General features: G+C 68.3%; 18 protein-coding genes. 5 read left to right on the top strand and 13 right to left on the bottom strand.

From position 1 onward, the window contains the following. Positions 1-19 precede the first annotated feature (19 nt). The 6 genes from Aau02nite_RS30520 to Aau02nite_RS30495 all read right to left on the bottom strand — a co-directional run bounded on the left by Aau02nite_RS30520 (position 20) and on the right by Aau02nite_RS30495 (position 6,576). Positions 20-502, bottom strand: coding sequence for a hypothetical protein (locus tag Aau02nite_RS30520; RefSeq protein ID WP_212992055.1), 483 nt, complete (start codon positions 500-502; stop codon positions 20-22). 386 nt (positions 503-888) lie between these two features. Further along, positions 889-1,740, bottom strand: coding sequence for a DUF6339 family protein (locus tag Aau02nite_RS30515; protein WP_212992054.1), 852 nt, complete (start codon positions 1,738-1,740; stop codon positions 889-891). Next, a complete protein-coding gene (locus tag Aau02nite_RS30510; protein WP_212992053.1) occupies positions 1,733-2,683 on the bottom strand; it encodes a hypothetical protein in 951 nt (316 codons plus the stop codon). The genes Aau02nite_RS30515 and Aau02nite_RS30510 overlap by 8 nt, the downstream gene beginning before the upstream one ends. Then, positions 2,680-4,638 (bottom strand): hypothetical protein, encoded by a 1,959-nt coding sequence (locus Aau02nite_RS30505; RefSeq protein WP_212992052.1) that lies wholly within the window; start codon positions 4,636-4,638, stop codon positions 2,680-2,682. The genes Aau02nite_RS30510 and Aau02nite_RS30505 overlap by 4 nt, the downstream gene beginning before the upstream one ends. Positions 4,639-5,236: 598 nt before the next feature. Continuing rightward, complete coding sequence (locus tag Aau02nite_RS30500; protein ID WP_212992051.1) at positions 5,237-5,392, bottom strand: hypothetical protein; 156 nt, start codon at positions 5,390-5,392, stop codon at positions 5,237-5,239. Positions 5,393-5,694: 302 nt separating this feature from the next. Further along, positions 5,695-6,576, bottom strand: coding sequence for a hypothetical protein (locus Aau02nite_RS30495; RefSeq protein WP_212992050.1), 882 nt, complete (start codon positions 6,574-6,576; stop codon positions 5,695-5,697). A gap of 71 nt (positions 6,577-6,647) precedes the next feature. On the opposite strand from Aau02nite_RS30495, the gene Aau02nite_RS30490 reads away from it, so the two are divergent. Continuing rightward, complete coding sequence (locus tag Aau02nite_RS30490; RefSeq protein WP_212992049.1) at positions 6,648-6,974, top strand: type II toxin-antitoxin system Phd/YefM family antitoxin; 327 nt, start codon at positions 6,648-6,650, stop codon at positions 6,972-6,974. On the opposite strand, the gene Aau02nite_RS30485 is transcribed toward Aau02nite_RS30490, so the two are convergent. Then, a complete protein-coding gene (locus Aau02nite_RS30485) occupies positions 6,971-7,351 on the bottom strand; it encodes a hypothetical protein (protein ID WP_212992048.1) in 381 nt (126 codons plus the stop codon). The two genes, Aau02nite_RS30490 and Aau02nite_RS30485, sit on opposite strands and share 4 nt — an antisense overlap. Positions 7,352-7,425: 74 nt before the next feature. On the opposite strand from Aau02nite_RS30485, the gene Aau02nite_RS30480 reads away from it, so the two are divergent. Further along, entirely contained in the window at positions 7,426-8,067 is a 642-nt protein-coding gene (locus Aau02nite_RS30480; RefSeq protein ID WP_212992047.1) for a hypothetical protein, read from the top strand. Positions 8,068-8,099: 32 nt separating this feature from the next. Then, complete coding sequence (locus Aau02nite_RS30475) at positions 8,100-8,501, top strand: helix-turn-helix domain-containing protein (protein WP_212992046.1); 402 nt, start codon at positions 8,100-8,102, stop codon at positions 8,499-8,501. Positions 8,502-9,167: 666 nt separating this feature from the next. Here the strand turns inward: Aau02nite_RS30475 and Aau02nite_RS30470 are convergent. Further along, positions 9,168-10,727, bottom strand: a complete 1,560-nt coding sequence (locus Aau02nite_RS30470; RefSeq protein WP_212992045.1) for a hypothetical protein — start codon at positions 10,725-10,727, stop codon at positions 9,168-9,170. Positions 10,728-10,949: 222 nt separating this feature from the next. Beyond that, positions 10,950-13,160 carry an alpha/beta hydrolase-fold protein gene (locus Aau02nite_RS30465; RefSeq protein ID WP_212992044.1) on the bottom strand — a complete coding sequence of 737 codons (2,211 nt, stop codon included), beginning with the start codon at positions 13,158-13,160 and terminating at the stop codon, positions 10,950-10,952. A gap of 332 nt (positions 13,161-13,492) precedes the next feature. Here Aau02nite_RS30465 and Aau02nite_RS30460 point away from each other — a divergent pair, with 332 nt between their 5' ends. Further along, positions 13,493-15,751 (top strand): esterase-like activity of phytase family protein, encoded by a 2,259-nt coding sequence (locus Aau02nite_RS30460; protein ID WP_246595563.1) that lies wholly within the window; start codon positions 13,493-13,495, stop codon positions 15,749-15,751. Between the two features lie 123 nt (positions 15,752-15,874). On the opposite strand, the gene Aau02nite_RS30455 is transcribed toward Aau02nite_RS30460, so the two are convergent. The 3 genes from Aau02nite_RS30455 to Aau02nite_RS30445 form a co-directional block, all read right to left on the bottom strand. Beyond that, a complete protein-coding gene (locus Aau02nite_RS30455; RefSeq protein WP_212992043.1) occupies positions 15,875-16,477 on the bottom strand; it encodes a dihydrofolate reductase family protein in 603 nt (200 codons plus the stop codon). A gap of 115 nt (positions 16,478-16,592) precedes the next feature. Next, positions 16,593-18,788, bottom strand: a complete 2,196-nt coding sequence (locus Aau02nite_RS30450) for an FG-GAP repeat domain-containing protein (RefSeq protein ID WP_212992042.1) — start codon at positions 18,786-18,788, stop codon at positions 16,593-16,595. 62 nt (positions 18,789-18,850) lie between these two features. Continuing rightward, the gene (locus Aau02nite_RS30445) at positions 18,851-19,474 is read right to left on the bottom strand and encodes a peptidase inhibitor family I36 protein (protein WP_212992041.1); all 624 of its coding nucleotides are present in this window, start codon (positions 19,472-19,474) and stop codon (positions 18,851-18,853) included. A gap of 387 nt (positions 19,475-19,861) precedes the next feature. Here Aau02nite_RS30445 and Aau02nite_RS30440 point away from each other — a divergent pair, with 387 nt between their 5' ends. Further along, positions 19,862-22,030, top strand: coding sequence for an FG-GAP repeat domain-containing protein (locus tag Aau02nite_RS30440; protein ID WP_212992040.1), 2,169 nt, complete (start codon positions 19,862-19,864; stop codon positions 22,028-22,030). Between the two features lie 63 nt (positions 22,031-22,093). Here Aau02nite_RS30440 and Aau02nite_RS30435 read toward each other — a convergent pair whose 3' ends face one another. Beyond that, complete coding sequence (locus Aau02nite_RS30435) at positions 22,094-23,173, bottom strand: hypothetical protein (protein ID WP_212992039.1); 1,080 nt, start codon at positions 23,171-23,173, stop codon at positions 22,094-22,096. Between the last annotated feature and the right edge of the window lie 42 nt (positions 23,174-23,215).

The raw sequence follows: 23,215 nt of genomic DNA, 5'->3' as shown, positions 1-23,215 counted from the left end.
TTGTGTGGTGTGGCCTGCTCTACCAGCCGAGCTCGTGCCAACGGTGCTGGCCGGAGAACCACACCCCGGTGATCTTCGATAGGCGGTAGGTGCCCAACCAACCGAGCGGCTTGACCACAACGTCCACACGCCATGACGAACCTCGAGTGGTCTGCGCCAGTCCGCAGGCGCGCAATGCCGCGTACCAGCCGGCGTACCGATCTCGTATGAGGATCGCCGACGCGGAGCCGTCGGAGCCCACCACGAGACCACTCGAGGTTTGCGGGGACTCACCCATCGGGGTGTTCGCGTGGTGGGCGAGGTGCAACTCGGGGATCTGGTTCCAGATGGCCTGCCATACCGGGTCCCGTTGGTATGCGGCATGCCATGACCCGTCGACCACGACGTCGGCACCCGGCCGAGTCGCTCGATCGTGGAAGCCGCCCACCTGAGCCATCAATGCCAGCAGCGGTCCGTTCGCGAGGATGTCAGGAACGTACCGGCCCCACCACCGGTTCACCACGGCCAGAACCGGGTCGTCGACAGGACGTCCTCGTTTCTGCCATCGCTCTAGTCCCAGGTCGGCTGGATGGCCCGGAGTACCCGGCCTTGCGCGCGCTGCACGCCGACCTGGACGCCGGCCTGGCTGTTCGGGCCGCCCCCACCCCAACCCGAACACCAATAGGTGTAGCAGCGGCCCCCAGTACGCGATGAGCTCCGCGTGGTAGAGGTCGAGCCCGGCATCCGGGTCTGTCATCAGCACGGGCTCCGGCGGAGCGAGGTGCCGGCCGGCGGGATCGGCGACGGCGTGCCAGGCTCGGGGGATCCACGCTCCCCACGGACCTTGATCACCAGAGGCGATGTCCGAGTGCGGCAGACTCGACCAGTCGCTGACCGCCGGCACTCCCGTCATGGCTGCCCGCCAGCTAGGGCCCGGGCGGCGACTGCCTGGTCCCATCCACGTGCGGCGACCAGGCGTGCGCCGACGAGCGACGCTTCGGTGACGTCGAGGGCGGCCGGTCCGCGGGGGAGTATCTCCCAGTCAGCCGGTACGGCGGGCACGGTGGCGGTCCAGTCGTCGAATGCGGCGTGATCGTCCTGCTGCAAGCCGGTCTCCAGTTCTGGAGGAGAGCCGGCCATGACGAGGTTCAGTACCCGCGCCAGGTCGTTGATCTCCGTGGCGCTGCGGACGTCCCCGCCGTTGGCAGGGGCCACGATTTCGAGCAGGGCGAGTGCCAGCGAGCGACACCGTACGAACGGGCGATGCAGATAGCTGTTCGGGAAGTCCTGCCGAAGGAACGCCCGCAGAACGGGTGTGTAGTCGTCGCCGTTGCGGAACAACTCGGCACCCCACCACAACCGCATCATGGCTTGCTTCTGTACAGGTCCGTTCCAGCGTTCGTCGTTGACCGCTGCGGCTGAGTCGGCCCAGCGCCAGGTGACGTAGGCGTGATGGCGCACTGCGAGCCATGTCCACAGCACTCGGTCGCTGGCCTGGACTCTCGTGAGACGTAGCGCGTAGTGCAGTCGTGGCGCCAGCCATCGGTCGCTGGCGGCACGGTCCTCCGCCCAGTCGGCGCCGTCGGATCGCTGAGCGACCGATGCCATGAGGTCGTCGACAACGTTCAGGCCGATATCGGCGCCGCTCCGGTGTCGCACGGGCTCGGTGAGCGCCACGTCGCCGTCGATGTGCTCGATGAGCCGTCGACGCTGATCGTCGGAGAGGTGCTGTCGGAACCGGCGCAGAGAGTCGCTATCCATCGGCGACCTCTCGACTGGCGGTCGTCAGCGCGTCGGTGTATCCCATCAGTGCATCGATGGCCACGTCCACACGGGCCGACAGGTCGGTGTCGGACACGCGGGCGTCTGTGCTCCCGGCGAGCCGTTCGTACAGTTCGTCCACGTCACCGACGCCGGACATCCACGCGGCGATCGCTTCGCACACCTGCCGGTAGAGGGCGGTGGTGGGCGGTTCAAACGTCCCGTCGTCGTAGACGATGATCTCCGCCATGGCGGCGCGGAACAACGACGCGACCGCGTGGCGGGCGACCGAGGCGCTCAGGATGTCGCGCACGCGACGACGTTCGAGCCGTGCGGCGTTGTTGTGCAGCAGCTTCTGGAGTCCCTCGATGCTCTGATTCAACAGCAGCCGCGGTTGCGCGGCGAGGTCCATGAAGGCATGGGAAGCAGGGTTCTCCCGCGCTCCGAGCGGGGCGTCGGGCGAGGTGAAGTCCACCCAGTCGATGTCGAACGGTGGGCCACCGGGCGGCACGGGAGCCTCGTGCCGTTCGAGGACCACAGTCCACGGCTCGCTCGACCCGATCACGCGGTTCCTGCCACCGATGGTCGCGCCGACGTGAGCTTGAAGGGCGAAGCTTCCGGCGACGGCATCGGACGGGACGGCCAGACGCCCGCTCGGCGATCCGTCATGAGTGTCGTCGAGAGGGTAGGGAATGCGAGTATTCGCTGCGGCGGAGGACAGCAGGACGTAGGCCCGCACCGCGTCGGCCTCCGCAGGGATGGGCTCCTCCGCGCTCACGGTGACACGGCAGTCGAGCCGCTGCCATGTCAGACCGTCCAGGCGCAGGCGCAGGTGCTCGTCGTCCACGCGGCCGGCCATGATGACCGCACCGTCGACTCGGACGTCGTCAACGGCACACGTCAACGGCGCTTTGAGCGTCGGCCAGGGATAGCGGATCGTCACGGTTGACCGCCCGTCTGAGCCTGCACGAGCTGTGTGGTGCCTTGAAGCAGCACATCGATCGCCGACTCCTCGGCCGGGATCGGCAGATCGCCGCTCGAGACACCGTGCAGTGCGACCTTGATGTACCGACCCCGCGGTGTCCCCGGCATACGCAGGATCCCTTCCTCGAGGGATCCGCCGCCCTCGTCGACCTCGAGTACCGCCCAGTCGACGGTGTTCCTGCGTCCGTCCAGCCCCACGAATGCCAGCGCCGGGCGAACGGCCCACCCTTCGGACCGGTTCTTGGCGCGCACCGTGAAACGAACATCCCACCGACCGTCGCGCACACACCAGTCGGTGACGTCGACCTCGGGTTTGCGTGGCGCCCCTCCGCGAGCGCCCACGCCGGGCTCGGCCCTGAGGAAGCGGAAATGGCGCAGCAGCGATTCCGGAGGCTGCTGAGCACGAACCGGCGGCGCGCCGAACAGGCTGACCAGGGCATCGAGGACGCCCTTCTCGATCCCGCGGAGATGGGGCAGCCATGGAGCTTGGTAGTGGGCGGTCAGGTTCGCCTGTGACGCCTGGCGACGACCGGTGCCGGGGATCCACCGGTCGTGAGACGGGGGTTCGGAGTAGCGCAGGAAGTCGTCGGCCCACAACTGCTCGGGGGAGGGATCCCGAGGATCGATTGCGGCGCCCGCCAGGAGGAAACCGTGGTACTTGTACGCGTCGAACGAGCGGTCGACGGTCTGCACCACCATCTCCGGGCGGCGCACGAGGCAGACTCGGTTCTCCAGGGTGTCCGGCTGATCGTCGGAGGCAGTGACCACCAGTTTGGCCAGGTGTACGAAGGAGTCATGGCGGTCCCCGGTGCGTCGACGCGAGATGGTGATGGGGACGTCTCGCACCACTACAGAGTTCGGGCCGACCAGCTGGTCGTCGACCTCCCCGCGGTCGAAACGTCGCAGCGCTGTCACGAGTTCGGTGTAGGTCTCCTCCGGATCCACGACCTCCGCACGCGTGGCGCCCCCGTCGATGACCTCGATGCGTACCTGAAGCCCGCCCCGGGTGAGCAACGGCCAGAAGTTCTCCTCCACGCCGGCGCGCAGGTCGCGCGCCAAGGAGGTCAGCTCCTCCGGGCCGCCGAGGCCCCGTTCCGGCTGGTCCGGGTCGTAGAAGCCGACCAACAGGGCCGTTGTTCCCGGCCGCCGGTCCGAGCGGTTCAGGCACAGTGCATGCACCAGAGCGGGATCGTCCCAGACGGAGCCCACGTAGCCGTTCCGCTGGTCGCGGCCGAAGAAGCCTCGGCCCTGATACCCGATGCCGTCGTGGCGGTGCATGACGCCTTGACTCACGCCCAACACCCGATTCGCGGTGCGGCCCTCGACGGCGTCCCGCGGTGCCAGCACCGAGTTGAACAACACCGTCTGTAGCCTCGAGAACCTCCAGTAGACGGCCTTGCCCAGGCCGAAGGATCCGCCTGCCGCCTTGTCCTTACCGCTGAAGAGATCCAGCCGGCACAACTTGATGAAGTTCCCGTAGTCGTCGGGAGGGACGTGGTCGTCGGGGAACTCGGGCCCGGTCAGCCCTTGGCAGCCGTAGTCGGCCACCCGGAGCAGGAGAAGCGATTCGGATTGCTCCACGGCTTCCAGACCGGCGAGGATCTGACCGGCTGCCACCGCGCCGCCGGAGCTCGCGCCCATCGATTGGAGATGCGATCGCAGCTGCGACCACTCCAGCGCGTGCAGGAACCGGTGACGGTCGTGACCCGTCAGACGGATGAAGCTGAAGACCAGCTCCGCCGGCTCATCTCCGCGGCGCGCGTCGTTGGTGTTCTGGGCACTCTCTCGCGCCAGCGACTCCAACCCCGCATTGACGGTCCACTGATTGGCGTTGCCGTAGTTGCCGTAGGCGGGGCTCTGGGGTTCCCACTGCCACCTGGTTGCTCCACCGTCCACGGACGCCTCTTCGGTCACTCGCGCCGAGCTCGGACATGGCCGACGCAGGGCGTCTGGAAGCTGTTCTGAACGTTAGCCAGCCGGTCGTCTGAACGCCGACTCACAGTGCGGACCACGTTACGTGCCCTCACCTCACCACGTGGCGCGTTCCCGAGATCTGTCTCAGGTCCTGCTGCAGTCCCGCGGCGATGCCGTCCGGGCGGTGGCCGCCGGCCGGGTCTCCACTTCATCGACGCCCATAACGACCCCTTATGGTGTTGAGCCCCACGCAACACCGAAGACCGGGTCACTCGGCGGAAATCAGCAGCACATGGTCACTGCCTCGATGTTGGACCGGGGCGGTGTCGAGAATATGGACCACGAAAACGCTGCAGGCGCTTCAAGCAGCGCCTCGACCCTTCGCAGCGTATCCACCTTTATTGTCCTGCCCACACGATAAGGCTGCCGTTGGCGGGAGGGCGATAACCGCTGGCTCCGGGCCGACCGAACCGTGCATCATCCTGCGCGCAGGGCCGTCGTCTCAGGCGGACCATGCCAGCACACGACTGACCTGCCTCCAAACCTGGCCGGACTGGCGCGTGGCCTGAGGAGCGGACCAACATCACCGGCACGCCACTCACCGCCACCAGCGCGCCACGTCCCATACCGCTTCGATGGTTGCGGTCACGGCGGTTGCACCGCCCCGCTGCTTGATCCACCACGCCGACGCACCGACCAACGTAAAGAGTTCGGCACGGTCAGCGATGGGTGGCCACAGCGCGAACACATCCACCCGAGATAGCGGTAACGTTGGGTGGATAGGTCGCTAGCTCGGTGCAGTAGTGCCGCTATGGCGGTAACCCGCTTTTCCCTATCGGCCAGTTGACGCGCCCGGTCGAGGCGGGGCTGATCTCGTCACTTGCCAACACCGCGGTCAGTGCTACGGCGTTATCCTGCGCCGATGAAGGTGACTGCCCTGCGCGAGTTCGACGACGGTGCCGCGATCTGGGCAGCAGCAGAGCTGCGATCGTTAGCGCGAGCCAAGGTGGCCGCTATTTGGGCACATCAGCGTGCTTCCTGGCCGGGACTCCGCGATTACTTCGCTGTAGTCTGGGGGATCACAATGATTCCTTTGCTGTCGGAGATCACCTTGCTTTCACAGCCCGCAGCCGGGCTGGTGACCACCGTCGGCTTCACAAAATCGCCGCCGACGGCGACGCCGTCGAGACTGGTCAGTAAGCAGGTCGATGGCAGCCCGGCGGCGGCTCGGTCAGTGACCACCACGGTGACCGCGGTGGGCTTGTCGACCACCGCGGTAGGGCTGTCGAGGGTGGCCCAGGTGAACGCCACCAGTGCGGCGGCGAAGATCGCGGTGCCCAGGATCAGACGGTTGGTGAGCGCACGGAACCGCTCGCCGGTGGCGATCTGGTGGGCGACAACCTCGATACGGTTGACCGCCTGCAGCGAGCTGACGGCGCGGTCCTGGACCAGGCGTAGGTCCGCGTTGGACGACCCGTCACCGGCTTGCATCTGGGCCAGCGACGCTTGGGAATCCCGGTACTCCGCGTAGATCTCGGCGAGCGAGTTCTTGCCGTCGAACAGATACGACCGCAAAGCGAGGAGTGACCGGACGAGACTGTCCTGGTTGGAGTCGACGATGGCCAGGCCCCCAGTGCTGGGGCGCTGGCCGCGCAGCTCGCGCTCGGATAAGTCGCGGATGCTTGGGCGGGGCGTGATCATCACCCGGGCGGCGGCGATGATTAGCATCACCACGGTGCCGAGCGCGAGACCGCCACCGGCCACGGCTGCGACCCGGTGCAGCGTGTCGGCATCGGCCAGGACTCCGAGGTCTTTGAGCTGAAAGCTGCCGATCAGGATGGCGCCGACCGCGGCCGCGGCGGCGATTAACCACTTGGCAGACTCCCGGAGGTTCGCCACGGCGGCTGGAGCACTTGCCGCGTACGAGTCGTCGGCCACGCCTTCCCCTCACGTCGTTGTACTACATTCCGCTCGCTAAATGTACTACACTTGAGCTTGAGGAGGCCTAAATGACCGATGCACGCGAGCCAGTCGTCACGAGCGACCGCGTCTACACGATGCGCGAGCTTAATCAGCAGACCGCCGAGGTGCTGCGGCAAATCAACCAGGACGGCCGGCCCGCCGCGATCACCCGCCACGGCCGGTTTGTCGCCTTGATCACCCCGCTAGCCGACCGCAACATCGAGGCGGTCCTACTGGACCAGCTCCTCGAGTCGACCGACAGCCGGGAGCAGCTCCTCGGGCAACGCCCCCTGGACACCGCGCGGACGACGAGCGAGGTTGCCGCAGAGCTTGGCCTCACCCTGCCCGACTTTCCACAGCGGAAAGTCGACTAACTAGGTCCTGCGAGCCGCCGTGCTAGCTCGTCGTTGCTGAGGACCCGGAGTACGACGAACGTCTTGTGTCGCCGACGCAGCTTGATCCGCTCGGTGGTGGTGAGGTGGCGATAGACGAAGACGAAGTCCCGGGACCGGTCGAGCGGGGAAACCGCCGGGTCGGATCCGAAAGAGAGGAAATCGGGGAGATCACGATGCCGGACCGCCCGCCTCCACCAGACGCCTGGGTGCTCTTTGAGGTTACCTTCGATCTCCGTCTCGGTGGCAGGCACCCGAAGTTCCTCCTCGGCGAGCCGCATGAGCTCGCCCTGCACCAGGGCGTCGGCGATCATGTGCAGGTCCTCGATGGCGTCGGGCGACCAGTCCACCACTCCCATCCGGAAATGTATACCGGTGCGCATGCCGGGCGGCAAGGACATGCCACCCGTCTCGGTGAAGCGAGGAGGGCGCGATGACATCATCGTGGACGGTCTACCGCGACAGTGCCGGCGACTCGGTTGAAACGGATATCAAGCTGATGCCGCCGTACGACCTCGGCACTCTTCTGGAGCTTCTCGACCGGCTGAAAAACGGCGGAGTCCTATCCGGGGAGAGCCGGGCTCACCCTGGCGCGCTATGCGAACTGCGGGTAGCCGGGCGGTACCCGGTGAGCGCCGTCTACTTCGCCCCCGACCACCGGAGCGCGGTCCTGCTCGCCGTGGGCTTTAACCGCTCCGCGCGCGACGACGCGGTTTACCGGACGGCCGTGCGGCGGCTGCGCAACTATCTGCTCGAGCTGGATTCGAACGGGCTGCCCGCCGTCCGCGATCGGGCGGAGGAACCTGTCATCGCCCCGCGAGACGCGGATTTCGGCTTTCCCGCCTCGCCGACCCTGCTCGGCTATCCGGTCACGCACCAGGTGCTGCTCCGGTTCGCCGACGTCGACGACGGCACCCGTTACGTCGAGGTGGTCAAGCCCGGTTCAGGGGTGGTCGCGCTAGCGTTCACCTCGGACGACGTTGATGCGCTGTTCGAATTCTTGCCGCTCCTCCTTCCGGAGCGCCATCCGGAGCACACTCGCTTTACCGACCATCCAGACGACCGGCCGGAGTGACGATCGGCCGGAGTGAGGCGAAGGAGCGACGAATGGGTGACACGCCGGGGCACGAACTCTGGCCGCTGCGGGCGGAGGACATTGTTCCGGAGGTCCGATGGGGATTCGAGGATGCGCGTGTGCGCGCAAATCTGGTCTCCGCGCTGACACATCTGCGCCGGCAGGTGGCACTGACCACAGCTGAGCTGGCCCGGCGGTCGGGCATGCCGCAGGAAGCAATCGTCGAGTTCGAGGCGGGCGCGGCGGATTACTCGGTGGAGTTCGTCCAGCGCCTGTGCCGGTGCATGGGTGTACGTCTAACGCTGAGCCTGGAGACCGACATGCAGTCCTCGGCCGAAGGAATGGACTCGCCGCCAGCGATCGGGCGGCTGCGGTGGGATATCAGCCCGGCTCAAACCTGGTTCCGGGCAAGCCAACCGGACGAGCAGCCGTGACCGGCCGACGGACTTTTCGCCGGCCTGGGGATCAGGAAGACCGGACTACAGCACCGTCACCGAAGCCAGCGACGGTCTAGCACACACAATGAAATGTTCTCGTTCTTATGCCGCTGATAACGCGCGGGCCGGTTATCGCAGTAATCCCGCGTTATGCGCCAAATCCGTCATCGACCATGGGCTTTGCGGCGGGTGCGGACGATCACTCCGCCGAGCCAGCTGACGTCAAATCTAATCGAGTTTAGTCATCATCAATAACGCATCCGTTCACCGTCCTGGTAGCTCGCCAGCTGCTCGGATGCACCGTGGCGTCATCGGACGCTCCAGCACCCATGCCGAGAGTGGCAAAGCGACTCATGTGGGTCGTTAACCGCTGCCCATGCTCCTGCGCCTGACCAGCCCGGACCCCGCGGGATGAGTAGTGTGCCAGTCGGACATCCAGCAGGAACGCGCGATGTATCGCAAAGCAGAGCAACTAGGGACTTTTAATCCATAGGTTCCGGGTTCGAGTCCCGGGCGGCCCACCCGAGACGGATACCCAAACGGAGGGGGTTGCCGCTGGCGGACGGCCTCCGGACACTTAGGGATCCGATTGAGCCGTGCCGCCGGGTCGATGGGTTCTGGCGAGGGTCGGCGACTCCTGGGTGTAGTGGGTCAAGGGCTGGCTCAGGGTGTTGATGAGAGTCCTTGAAGGTGGCGGTTGGTGGTCCGACCCGCCTTCCGGGCGTAGGCCTGGGCCAATGTGCGGTGGGCGCGGTCGTCGGTTCGTCGGGCAAGGGCGTGGAGGTCTGCCGAGGCGGTGTCCGGGTGCCGTTGGCACCAGCCGGTCAACAAATCGTCTCGTGCCGGTGGTGGTGCGTCGGCGGCTGCGGTGATAACCACTTCGGCGGTCTCGTCGAGCATGTCCTGCCAGGTCGGCACGGTGATGCCTTCGCGGCGCAGATGTCCTGCGACCAGCCCTGTGCCGAGCCGGGTCAACTGGGCCTGCCGGTCGTTCAGGGTGATCGCGCCGAGCAGGTGGAGTTGGGTCAGCAGGCGGTGCACGTCGTTGTCGCACTGACGGCGCCAGATGTCGGCGTGTGGTGAGCCAAGGTCCACCACCATTGTGTCCTCGGCGACCCGGAACGCGATCTCCTCGAGGTCGGCCGTGTCCACCTCGCCCTGAGCGAGATAGAGACCCATCAGCAGCGCGAACGTCACTTCGTCGAATCGCCAGCGGATCATGGATTCGGCGTAGCCGGAACCGCAGACGGCCTCGCCGAGACTGAAGAACGCCTCGAACACCCGGTGCGCCAAGGCGAGTGGATCGGCGAGCAGCTTGGTGGCGCTCTTCACCGGTACGAGCTGCCCCTTGACCACGCGGACGACACGGGCGGACCGTGCCCAGGCGAATACGACGGAGGTTTCGTACAGTTCTTCGCTGCTCTTGGTTGTGAAGACCTTCCCGCCGATCTGGGGATCGACGACGTCCGCGACGTCCAGCAGGGAGATCAGTTCACGGGCGTCGGCGAGACGCAACCGGCCGGTCGCGGTCAGCGTTCGTCCCGGGGTTGCCCAGTGGGCGAACCGCTGTATCCGGGCCAGCGTGACCGATTCGGCTGCGAACCTCGCCAAGGTGGCATCTTCGGGCATGGCCACCAGGGGAAGCGGCTGCGGACGCTCATCGTCGGCGGCGGTCAGGTGATTGGCCATGACTTGGTCGAGCAGTTCCTGATCGACGGTAATCCGGCCGGCACGGACGTCGTTGATATAGCGCTCGGCCGCTGGTGGGTCGGCAGGGTCGACATCCGCGGCCAGCATTTGCATGCCCCAGAACTTCGCCAAGCCGTACCGGGATGGGTCACTCATGGCTACATCGAAGTCACCAGCCAGCGTGTCCAGCGCCGCATGCAAGTGATCCGGCTCCGCACAACGAAGATCGGCCAGATCTTCGGTGAACAAGAAGTCGACGAACGCGTGGACGGTCGGCACGACCGCCTGCCACTCGCCCGGCGGCATCGTCACCTTCCGCGGAAACCAGTCGAGCAGCGCCTCACGCAGATCGGCCGGATGCCACCGGCACAGGATGCCGTCACCGGCGTCCCAGCGGTGCTCGATCAGCACCTCGACCACGAACGGATCGACCGTACGTCGTTGCCGTCGCGCCCATCTGTCGAAAGCTTCCACCAGTCGATCCCGCGCCGGGTAGAACACCTCGTCCGGCGCAGCCGTGAACACCATCCGCATGACGTCGTACCGTACGCGCAGGGTCTGGTGGAGTCCGCGAAGACTGCGCGTAAGCGAGTTTTGTATCCGGATCGTCAAGGGCGAACAACCCTCACTGCGGACTGCTCACCCGCCTTGAACTGCGAGAACGTATTGGCAACAACTCGCCGACGACAGTCAGCGGTTGGTTCGCATGGTGTTGCCTCCGGCCCACCCTGACCTGCGGTTCCGGTACGAGCCGCGTCAAGCGCGAGCGGATCGAAACAGCCGCGGCGCGAAGTCGATCAGGTTCTTCTGCCACGTGTCCCAGCCGTGCGGGCCCGGAGTGACTCCGGCGAACTCGTATTCGATGCCGACCCGGTCGAAGGCCGCCATCGAGGCCAGCGTGATCTGGTAGGTGAAGTCAGTCCGGTTACCGGTGTATATGCGCAGCAGCTTCGTCCCGCTGTTGATCGCCGCCGGGTCGTATCCCGTCGGGTCGGCTTCGGTGGAGAAGCTGATGCCCGCGGAGAACGCCCCGATGTAGGCGAACTCGCCCGGGTGGTTCTTGAGGACGTCGAACGTCTGGAACCCGCCCATCGACAGGCCGGCGAGTGCTTGCTGCGCCGGCTCGTCGGAGATGTGGTAGCCGGCCCGCGCCGCCGGCACGATGTTCTCGAGGAGTTCCTTCGGGAAGTTGGAGACGTTGCCGTTGCCCATCACGACGACCATCGGCACGAGGGAGCCGTCCCGGAATTCGTTGTCGAGGATCTGCTTGGCTCGTCCCATCTCCAGCCAGTCGGTGTAGTTCTGGCCACCGCCGTGCTGGAGGTAGAAGACCGGATACGGCGTCGGCCGCGCGGGGTCGTAGCCGGGCGGTGTCCACACGTACGCCGAGCGTTCCTCTCCGGCCACCGTGCTCTGGTAGGTGAGCCGGTTCACGGCACCGCCCTTCCCGGCGGGGACGTCGGCGAGCAGACGCGACCGCTTTCCGGGGACGAGGAATGTGCTCCACGTCGGTTCCGTGGTGATGCTCGTCGGGTTCGACGTGTCCTTCTTCGACGCCAGGTCGACGATGAACTTGTAGTAGTAGAACCAGGGCTTGAGCGGTCCCACGGTTACGCGCCACCGGTCACCGGCGCGGGTGAGCGGCACGTTGACCCAGCTTCCGCCGGGCGCCCAGTTGCCCCAGAGCGTGACGCGCTGCGCACCGGCGAACTCGGTGCCGGTCTCGGCGGTGACGAAGGTGTCCCCGTTGGCTTCCCTGGTCAGCCATGGTGTCGGGGTGGTGCCGGGCGCCGGCGGCGTGAACTCGTGCCGCGGCACCAGGTGGCCCGGGCTGGGGCGGTGGTTAGGCACCGGGCGGAAGAGCCGCGGCGCGAAGTCGGCCAGGTTCTCCTGCCACGCCTTCCAGTTGTGGCCGGCGTCCGGGTTCACCCCGTCGAACTCGTGCCTGACCTGTGCCTTCTCGAGCTTGCGCAGCAATCGGTAAGTGGGGTTGTACGCGGGATCGGTCAAGTTCCCGGTGTACAGCCGCAGCAGCTTGATCTTCGCGTTGACCGCCTTGGCATTCACGCGGAGACCCTCATCGGCGAGGACGGCGCCGAACGAGCCGACATAGGCGAAGGCGCCGGGGCGGGTCAAGGCGGTTCGCACCGCCCGTACGCCGCCGGCCGACGCACCGGCAATCGCCTGTTGCCGGGGGTTGTCGGTGACGTTGTATCTCCTGTCGATCGCCCGCGGGAGCCGGGAGCGCGAGACGTCGTCCTCGTCGCTCATCACGACCACCATCGGCTCGATCCGGCGCTGCACCGAGAGGTTGTCGAGGATCTGTCCGGCGCGGCCCAGTTCGGCCCAGTCGGCGTGGCCCCCGCCTTCGCCGGGAACGAGGTACAGGATCGGATACGGGCGCCGGCGGTCGGCGTCGTATCCCGGCGGCGTCCACACCGTCGCTGACCGTTGCTCCTGCGCCGTACCGCCTGGATAGGTGATGGTCGCGATCTTTCCGCCCTGCCCCGGCGCCACGTCGGCGAGGTATCGCGCAGAGTCTCCCGGGACGAGGAAGGTGCTCCAGGTCGGGTCCGAGGTTACCGAGGCCGGGTTCGTGGAGTCCTTGACGATCTTGGTGCCGTCACCCCGGAGGCGGTAGTAGTACAGCCCTGCCGGCAGCGGACCGATCATCGACGTCCAGGCGGTGCTGTTGCCGGACCGTCCGAGCCCGAGTTCGGCCACGTTGAAGGACGGGCCGAAGTTGCCCTCGACGACGACGGAGGACACATTGCCCATGGTGCTCTGGATGTCCTCGGCCGGGACGGCGAAGGACGCGAAACCATCGGACACGGTCAGCCATGGTGCGGCCGCTGCTGCCGCTGCCGGCTGCGCGCCCGCGGCAGCGGTCGCGGCGCCCAGCGAGACGGTGACGAGCGCCGCCAGAAATCGGCGTGCGCCCCGCCGGTGGTGGAATGTTGATGACATTTACTCCACTCCTTGCTGGCCCTTCGCGTTCAGACGACGCACCGGAACACCTTGCGACGAGGAAGTCGAGGCAGGCCGAAACTTTCGGACTTCTACCGGAAGCAATGATGGGAATCTATGCGTTACCTCTTCCGGCGGTCAAGAGGACCGTGCTCGAGCGGCAGCAGAGTGTGATCACGCAGCCGTCCAGGAGTTCATGCGCCCGTGACCGGCCGGGGCCGGCCCCGGTGCCCGCCCGTTCACGTGATGTTCTGCCTGAGGCGGCACGGTGAGCCACGGCGGGCCGCGCCCGTAGCCGTCCGCAGAACCAAGCCACCGACCCTGGAGGTCATGTGCGCACCACATCCATCCGTGTGCGGGCAGTCGCATCCGCTGCGGCTGCGGTCACCCTCCTCGCGGCGGCACCGGCCGCCGGCACCACCGGCGGGCCGGACCGCGACCGTACGCCCGCCGGGGCGAGCTGCGCGCCGGACGCATCACTGCTCGGCTTCTCCGACGCCCTGGACAAGACCACGTTCGCGGGTACGCAGGTCGCCGGCTTGTCCGCGCTGACCCTCACCGGCCGGTCCCGCGCGCTCGCACTGGTCGACAACATCGGCACCAGCCCCGCGCGGCTGTACGACCTCCGCCTCAGCACCGGCCCGCGCGGCGTCGACGCGAAGGTCCGGGGCGTCGCCGTTCTCACCCGGCCGGACGGCACGCCGTACACGGGCGCCGATCTTGACGGCGAAGGGCTCGTCGCGGAGCGTGGCGGGGCCACCGTGCTCGCCACCTCGGAACGGGAGCCTTCCATCCGGCGGTTCCGCCGCTCCGATGGCCGCGAGCTCGCCGCGCTGCCGGTGCCGGCCCGGTTCCGGGTCGCCCCGGCCGGCGAGGCGGCAGCGAACCAGACGTTCGAGGCGCTCGCCATGACGCCCGACCAGCGGGTGTTGTACGCCGGCATGGAGGGCCCACTCGCCGCGGACGGCCGCGACGCCGAGGACCGCGGCCTGCAGCGAATCCTGCGGTACGACGGCCGCGCGGGCGGCGGTTACACCCCGGGCGCGCAATACGCCTACCGCACCGATCCGGCTCTCGGCCTCGTGGAGCTGGTCGCTCTCGGCGGCGATCAGCTGCTCGCGGTCGAACGCGGCTTCGTCGCCGGCGTGGGCAACACCGTACGGGTCTACCGGGTTTCCGGCACCGGCGTGCCCGACGTCTCCGGTGTCACCTCGCTGGCCACAGTGACCGACCCGCGATCCTGGCTGGGCAAGGAGCTGCTGGTCGACGTTGCGACCTGTCCGCCGTCCGGCGCTACCGCGAAGCAGCCGCAACCGAACCCGCTGCTCGACAACATCGAGGGCGCCGCGCTGGGCGGCCCGCTCCCCGGCGGTCGCCGGCTGCTCTACCTGATCTCCGATGACAACGGCAGCGCCACGCAGATCACCCGGGTGTACGCGTTCGCGGTCGCGCTGCGGCCCCAGCCGGCCTTGACGGGCCGGGCGATCCTGCCGGCGACGGCGTACCAGCCCGGCCAGGTCTCGGGCACCCAACTCCCCCCGGCGCCCGTCAACGGCATCGCGCCGCCTTTCCCCGGCCAGCCGGTCCCCGGCTTCTCCGCGGTGATCCCGGCTTCGGCCGGCGACCGGTCCGGCCGCCGCCTGCTCGCCATGCCGGACAACGGCTTCGGCGCGAAGAACAACTCGGCTGACTTCCTGTTGCGGGCGTACGACATCACGCCCGACTACCGCACGCACCGGGTCCGGGTGAACGGGTTCATCAGCTTCCGCGACCCCGACCGGAAGGTGCCGTTCCCGATCGTCCACCAGGACACCGGGGAGCGGCTGCTGACCGGCGCCGACTTCGACATCGAGTCGCTGGCCCGGGACGCGCGCGGCGACCTGTGGATCGGCGACGAGTTCGGGCCGTACCTGATCCGCACGGACCGCACCGGCAAGGTCCTGCAGGCTCCGATTCCGCTGCCGGACGGCAGCAAGTCGCCGCAGTCGCCGGACCTGGCGCCGGGCGAGACGCCGACCGTGCCGGCCAGCCGCGGCTTCGAGGCGATGGCGGTCAGCCGCGACGGCAGGACCCTGTATCCGATCCTGGAGGGCGCGAAGACGACCGACCCGGACCAGCGGCGCCGCGTCGTGTACGAGTTCGACGTGCCCGCCAACCGGTACACCGGCCGCACGTGGTCGTTCCGCGTCGAGGACCCGTCGCTGGTGATCGGTGACGCGGCGGTGCTGGACGGGCGGCGGCTGCTGCTGATCGAGCGGGACAACGCGATGGGCCCGCAGTCGCGGGTGAAGCGCCTGGTGGTCACCGACCTGAACGCAGCGGACGCCGACGGCAACCTGTCGCGCCGTACGGCCGTTGACCTGCTGCGCATCGCCGACCCGGCCGGTGTTTCCACGCCGGCGCGGCCCGGTGAGTACGGCGTCGGACCACTCTTCTCGTTCCCGCTGCAGTCGGTCGAGTCCGTCCTGCCGCTGGACGGGAACCGGGTGCTGGTCGCCAACGACAACAACTTCCCCGGCAACGACGGACGCATTCCGGGCCACGCCGACGACACCGAACTGATCGTCGTCGACGTACCCGGCCTGCGGTAACCGCTTCGAGGACGGGCGGCCCTCGGCGAGACGCCGGGGGCCGCGAACCCGTCACTGTGGTTCGAGGAGATCGCCGCCGGCCGGAAGGCCGTCAGGGACACCCGGTCGATGCCAGGGTGCGCCTCAGGCGGCGGCGATGGCGCGGTTGTAGGTCAGGAACGCCGCACCGCTGCTGAGCACGGTGTGGTCCGTGAGTTGCCAGGCCCGCGGATCGAAGGTGGCCTTGGCGGAGAACAGCGGGATGCCGGCGCCGATGGTGAGGGCGCCCACCTTGAGGATCAGCTGGTCGATCTGGCTGTACAGGGCGCCGGCCAGTTCGCCGCCGCCGAGCAGCCAGATGTCTTTGCCGTCCTGGCTTTTGAGGTCGCGTACCGTCTGGGCCGGGTCCGTGGCGACCAGCTCGACGGTGGGGTCGGGGCTCTCGGTGAGGGTCCGGGAGAAGACCAGGTGGCGCAGGTGCGGGAAGGCGTTGGTGACCCCGGCCTCGAGTCCGATCTCGTAGCTGCGGCGCCCTTCCAGCACGGTGTCGAAGTGGGTGCCTTCGGCGGTGACGGACAGGGCGGCGCGGGCCGGGCCGGGCAGGGTCTCGGGGTAGTGGGTCACGATGTGCTGGATGTAGTCGGCGGGCAGGGGCCAGAAGCCGCCCGGGCCGGTGGGGTCAGCGCCGTCCGGACCGGCGATGAAACCGTCGAGGGTGGTGGCGATGTAATACACCAGCTTGCGCAACAGAAAGCTCTCCTCCGTGAGGCGGCGGGAAAGTCGGGGCCGGCCACATCCCGCACATCAACGCGCCGCCCGGGCGGATTGCAGGATGCCCGGGCGGCGCGACGATCAGGTCATCCTACGACTCGGCGACCCGCAGCTCCGCGATCTTCAGCCCATCCTCCGCGGTGAGCCGCATGCGGTTGAAGCCGGCCGCGCCGTTGAACATCGCGTAGGTCATCGTGATGTTATCGGCGACTGCGTAGTGCAGGACCAGGTCGGTGTACTGGTCACCGTTGAGGTCCTCCGCGACGAACTTGATTTTGGTTGCGCCCAGCCCGCCGGGAGCGCGCCACTTCTCCGCCCGGGTCACCGTGCCGTTCAGGCCGGAGAAGATGTGCAGGCTCGCTCCGTTGTTGGACTTCGTGCCCTTCTCCTGGCGGAACAGCGCCAGCTCGGTCAGGCCGTTGTTGTCCATGTCGATGGCGACCGGGTTCCCGACCGCGGAGACGGCGAAGTTCTTGTCGGACCACTTGGCCACCGCGGCGCCGAGGCCCGTGGCGGTCGACAACCCGACCCACATCTGCAGGCCCTTGGTGGCGTCCTGCTGGATGCTGATGATGTCTTCCCGCTTGTCGTTGTTGACGTCGCCGGTCACGTGCCGTCCCGCGATCAGCACGTCGGTCGACGCGAACTCCTTGGACGCCCAGTTACCGGTGACGGGCTTGGAGAGGTGCAGGATGACCGGCTTGCCGGCCTTGTTCTTGGCGAAGACCGCGAGCTCCGAGCGGCCGTCGCCGTTGTAGTCGCCCACCGCCATGTTCTTGAGCTCGTAGTTCTTGCCCGCGCTGTCCGCGTTGCTCACCCACACCGCCAGCGGGGCGCGCACGGTGCCGTCGACGTTGGTGAGGAACCACCCGTTGACCTGGGTCGGTCCCCAGTGCAGCAGCAGCGCGTCACGCTTGGCGTCGCCGTCGAAGTCACCGGAGACGATGCGCGAGTTGGCGAACTTCCACACGCCGGCGGCGGACTTCCACAGCAGGCGGTCCTTGCTGGTCCACCGGCCGATCTCGGACCGCGTCCGGATCTGGACCGAGGTGCCCACGGCGTGCAGCAGGGTCAGCTCGCTGCTGTCCTTGGGGAGCGCGTCGCGCTTCTCGATGAAGTCCCAGAGCTTGGCGATGGAATTGGTGGCCAGCGCGGCCGTCGCGGCGCGGGCGACGTTCTTGTAACCGCTCGCCACGGCGTCGTCGCGGACCCAGGTGACGTAGTCGGCGTACACCTTCATGATCTCTTTGTTACGGCGCAACCGGTCGCTCTCGACCAGATCGAAGATTCCGGTGCTGATGATCCGCTTCCAGGACTCGGGGGTGCCGTTGAGCACCTCGTCCGCGAGCGTCGCGTAGGTCAGCTTCCAGAACTGGTCGCCCCGCAGCTTGCGGGAGAGGTCCCGCAGGAAGATGTCGTCGCTGGTGGCCATCCACGCTTCGTCGTCCACCTTGGCGTTGACGCCGACGACGTTGGCCGCGTACTTCCGCGCGAACCTGCGCTTCGCCTCCGCCTGCGCCGCCGCGTCCTCCGCCGTGTCCTCCTCGATGATCCGCTGCTGGTCGGCAGCGAACGCGGTGGCCAGGCCGCCGGTCAGGAAGGCGTCGACCTTGGCCACGTCACCCGTGAAGGCCGCCTGGGCGGCGGCGATGGTGCCGGTGAACCGCGGCTTCTCCTGGGTCAGGAAGTTCCACACGGAGATGGTGAAGTCACGGTCGCTCGAGGCGATCAGGCGCGGGGTGACCGCGATCTCGACCATGTCGGAGGCCTGCTGCCGGCGGGATTCCGCGGCCTGCGCGGTCTGCCGGTCCCGGATCTCGTTGTCGGTGTCGCGCTGGGCGGCCTCTTTGATGCCGCGGCGGATGTAGAGGGTGCAGGCCACGCAGACCTCGGCCTCCGGGTCCCAGTCGCTGAGCGACAGCAGGGCCGTGCCGCGTACCTCGGTGCCGGCCTTGGCCAGCAGCCAGAGCTCGAAGGTGAAGTCCCGGTCGTTCAGCCCGAGCGGATTGCTCGGCTGGGCGGTGTCCAGGCCGACGATGGACGCGGCCTGGATCTTCTCCGCGGGGGTCGCCTCTTCGAGGGCGCCGTCCTCGTCGGCCTCATCGGCCGCCACTGCGGATTTCTGGACGACCGGTGGTGCTTTGGGGGCCTGCGGAGTCGGCTCGGCCGCGGCGAGCCGGACCGGCGGGTCCTCCGGACCGTACGCCGAGGCGGGTACGGCGATCAGCGCGGAAAAGGTGGCCAGAGCAGCGACGATCGCCGCCCTGCGAACTCGTGGGGTAAACATGCCCGGTCAGCCTCCGAGGTATCGGGCCGTGCTGGATGCAGTCAAGAATCTGGGGTGCCGGACTACGGCTGGCACACGCGCGCCACGGCGGTCCGGTCGGCCCAGGGCATGCCGCTGATGGCGTTCGACGGCGCGTCCGGGCCCGCGGAGCGGTGGCTCTCGACGATGTCCCAGTAGTCCATCTCGTTGAGGTCCTTGGCGCCCCAGACGTTGAACAGGGTGGCCCACGTCCCGGCCTTGGGGTTGTTGTTGATGTAGCTGTCGACGTGCTTGTCCCACGTCTGGCCGTTCGAAAGCTTGTACGTCCACAGTGCCCGGAGCGTGCAGTCGGCGGGAAGCGTCAGCTTCTCGCCCTCCCAGAGCTGGTTTTGGAACAGGCAGAGGTCCTCGGACGAGCACCGGTCGGCCGCGGCCAGGGCGGCCTTGGCCGGCCCCGACTTGGCGGCCTTCACCGCACCGGCCGCCGTCGGCAGGGAGATCTCCGCCCCGTCCGGTGTACGGACGGTGCCCGGCCCGACCTGCACCGATCCGGGGTTGTTGGCGAGCAGGCCCTGCAGGCGGTCGTCCGGGCCGGCCGAGGCGGCACCGGACGGCATGCCGGCGCCCAGAGCGCTGGTGGTGAGGATCACGCAAGCGACCGCGCCGAGCGTACGCGCCCAGGTTTTCCGGTGGCGGCGAGAAAACATCGAGACTCCTTGGGGATAGCAAGTCATGGACGGCAGGCAGCATCGCGCGAGGTCACCGCGCTCTTCACGCAGTGCTCGCGACCCGTCGAGCCGTTGTTGATCCGTTATTGCGGCGGCGCCGGTGTCGACACGGCGATCCGCATCCCTACGTGGACGTACGCATCGGTATGGGCATGGTGGCTCCAGTCCTCGGAACGCTCAGGACCCCCGTCTGGTCCCCTACACGCGTGGACACTAGTCGATGTCGCGCGATCAGGTGGCCCCGTCATCGGCCGCAGCCCGGCTCGGTTCACGGGGCATCGCTCGCGGCCCGCGTCGGGCAGAATCCGAACGGCCCGGCACTCACGATCGTGAATGGGCCGGGCTCGATGACGGGAAAGGGTGAACATGGGGGTACGTCTCATCATCGCCGCGGGCACCGCGGCGACGATTCTCTTGGCCGCACCGGTTGCGGCCTTCGGCGCGGCGCCGCCCGAACGGCTCGGCACCGGCACGACCGCCACATTGGACGATCCGCCGGACGACGAGTTTCCCAGCGATCCCGAGGAGCTCCCGCCGCCGCCGGAGGCCACGATCCTGGAGAAGGAGCAGGCCGGCCTGGTCGTTGGCATCCCGGCATCGTCCTGGGAGGAATACGCCAAGGGCGACTACCAGTTCACCGTCGAGCTGTGGCGCCGTGCGATCTTCGACTCCGAGGTACGCGCCGGCGCGGAGCTGGCGATCGGTACGTACGACGTGGAGACGCAGCGGTGCGACGCCTGCACCACGTTCATCCGGACGAACATCTACGCCGCCGCCGACCGCGACCTCAAGCAGGAGACCACCGACCGGAAGGCGGCCTTCGAGGCTCGCTACCGGCGCCAGGCGGTCGCCGACATGGTGGACTACACGTTCCCGGACGCGTCGGCCGTCGGCTCCGGTGACCGCAACTTCGCCTTCTCCATCTGGGAGCACCTGCGGGCCACCAAGCCGTGGGCGACCCGGTCGATCGCCGCGGCGGCCACCGCGGTGACGGCCACGCCGGACGCACGGGTCGAGTTCCTGACCGCGTTCGGTGCCAGCTACTTCTACCCCGACCAGGCCGACCACCTGGCCGACATCTACGCGGGCGACCTGGAGGCCAAGGCCGAGGCCGAGCGCCGCGCGAAGCGCAAGCACGCGGGCATCGCGGTCGGCGTCTCCTTCGGGCGTCCGGGCGACGAGGACGAGTCGTGGTACCTGGTGAGCGACAGCGTCTTCCTCGACCGCCTCTACACCAGGATCGCGGGCGACCCGTTCTACAAGCTGACCGCGACCGAGATCGCCATCGTGCTGTTCGACGAGGGGCCGGCCCAGTGGCGGGAGTTCGTCAACCAGGGCATCCATGACGTGGCACTCCGCGACGAGGAGCGCCGCCGGGTCGAGCGGTACGAGGCCACCCGCGCGGTCGTGACCAAGATCCGCGACGAGGCCGAGAAGCTGGCGTACAAGAACCGTGCCGTGGCCGCCAACGCGGCGCTCGCGACCGGCAAGCTGGGCCCGCTGGTCACCTTCGAGCAGACCTACGACCGGCTGCCGCCGGACGCGAGCGACTTCGCGGCGTTCTACGACAACGGCACCGCGGCCTCGACGGTGTGGGTCTTCGGCCAGGCCGGCCGCAAGGCGGGCACCGTCCGCCGGGTGTGGAGTGCGCCGGCCGGTTGGCGCACTGCGAACGCGCAGCCGATCAGCGGTGAGTTCGACGGCAAGGCCGGGCGGGACGCCGCGGCGCTCTACAAGGTGGGGAACTTCAGCTACCGGCTCGAGGTGTTCGGCAACGTCGACGCGTTCACCGGCGCACCCCGTACGGCCTGGACCGTGTTGCCGGCCACCGCGACCACGGGCTACACCCTGCAGGCGCCGGTCGCCACCGACCTCAACGCCGACGGGCGCTCCGACATCGCGGTCTACGGCACCAACGCGGCCAAGCAGCCGATTCTGCTGACGCTGTTCGCCAACGCCGACGGCACGTTCCGGCAGCAGGTCGCCACCGTGCCCGCCGCACTCGTCGCCGGCCGGGTGGTGGCCGGCGATGTCACCGGCGACCGCAAGGGTGACCTGGTGACGTTCGTCCAGCACGCGACCAAGGGCGCGCAGATGTGGCTCGCCGTGGGCGGCGACAGCGGGTTCGCCGCACCGGTGGAACGCTGGTCGAACACCGGGGTGAAGCTGGCCGAGGCCGGCACGCCGGTGATCGGCGACTTCGACCGCGACAACAAGGCGGAGGTCGTCATCATCCGCAAGAAGACGGCCACCACCGCGGGCGCGTGGCTGTTCGACAACATCGCTTCCGGCACGGTCAGCTTCGCCGAGAAGTGGGCCTCGCCGGCGGCGTGGACGTTCGACGCGCTGTCGCCGGTCGCCACCGACGTCAACGGTGACGCCCGGGTCGACCTGGTCCTGATGCGGCGCGACGACACCGCGAAGGCCTCGGTCTGGACGGTCCGTGCGAAGTCCGGTGGCTTCGACCCGGCGGTCCAGCCGTGGACCTCGGCCAAGGGCGCCTGGCGGATGGCGAACACCCGCATCGCCCGCTGACGGGTAGCGCACGAAGAAGGCCGGGTCACCTCGCGGTGACCCGGCCTTTCGTCGCTGCTGAGATCAGCCGGCGGGCCGGATGTCCTCCTCGGCGGCGCGAGCGTCCTCGACCACCTGCTCCCAGTACGCCGCCCGGTCACGGGCGTTGCGGCTGTCCCGCTCCCACGCGTCGCGGTTGTTGCGGGCCGGCTTGCTCATGGCCTTCCAGTTCGGACCGGTCTGCCGCAGCGCGAGCTGGTAGATGGCCGACCACTGCCGCGCCTGCGCATCGGCGGTCTGCTTGGCCGTCAGCCATCCCGACGCCGACGGGGCGGCCCCGGCGGCCACCTGACCCCACTTGTCGGCTGCCTCCTGCTGCAGAGCCTTCTGCGCCTCACCACTGGCTCCCTCGGCGGCCGTCTGCGCGTCGCGCGCCGCCTTCTGCAGCCGGTCCACCGCGGCGAACCACCGCATCTCCTGCTCGGCCGTGGTGAGCTGGAATCGCTCGAGATCCAGCTTGGCGAAGCTCGACCACGCGTACGTGTAGAAGTCGACGATGTCGCTGTCGGTGGCATCCCGCCGCAGCGCGTAGGCCGCCGCGATCTGCACCTGCTCGCCCTGCGCGGTGTCCCGCATCAGGGCCACGTAGTCGCGATCGAAATCGCGCAGCGCCGCGGCGTTCGCGCCGTTCTCGTCCCGCGCGCGCTGGTCGGCCGCTCGCGCCTCGTCCAGTCCGAAGCGGACGAAGTATTCCTTCTCCGCGCCGGAGGCCGTCCGGGCGGCATTCGCCGCGCTCCACACCCAGGGCGACGTCTCGTACGCGTGGGTGGCCAGCACCCGGGCGATGATGTGGTCGTTCATCGCCGCGTCCTTCTCGGCGCGATCGGTCGCCTGGCACCAGCCGGTGGGAATGAACTCCTTCAGCGCGATCTGGCCGCGCGGCGAGTTGATCGCGGTCGTCGCCGCGGCCCGCACCGCGCCGTACGGGGACGCGACGGCCAGGTGGACGGTGAGCGCCTCCGGCGGAAGCAGCGAGGTCAGTGAACCGCTGGTGAACTCACAGGGATCGAGGCCCGGATCGGCGGCGAACCCGGGCGAACCCGGAATCACGCTGATGACGGCGGTGGCGGCGACCAGGGTGCCGGCCAGCCAGGTGCGAATCATGTTTTGTTGCTCCCCCGTTGACTCGGATCGATGGACCATCAT

This window comes from Actinoplanes auranticolor (assembly GCF_018332655.1).
Lineage (GTDB): Bacteria > Actinomycetota > Actinomycetes > Mycobacteriales > Micromonosporaceae > Actinoplanes > Actinoplanes auranticolor.
Note: the sequence above shows the minus strand (reverse complement) of the source record. Positions and strands in the feature narration are given on the sequence as shown.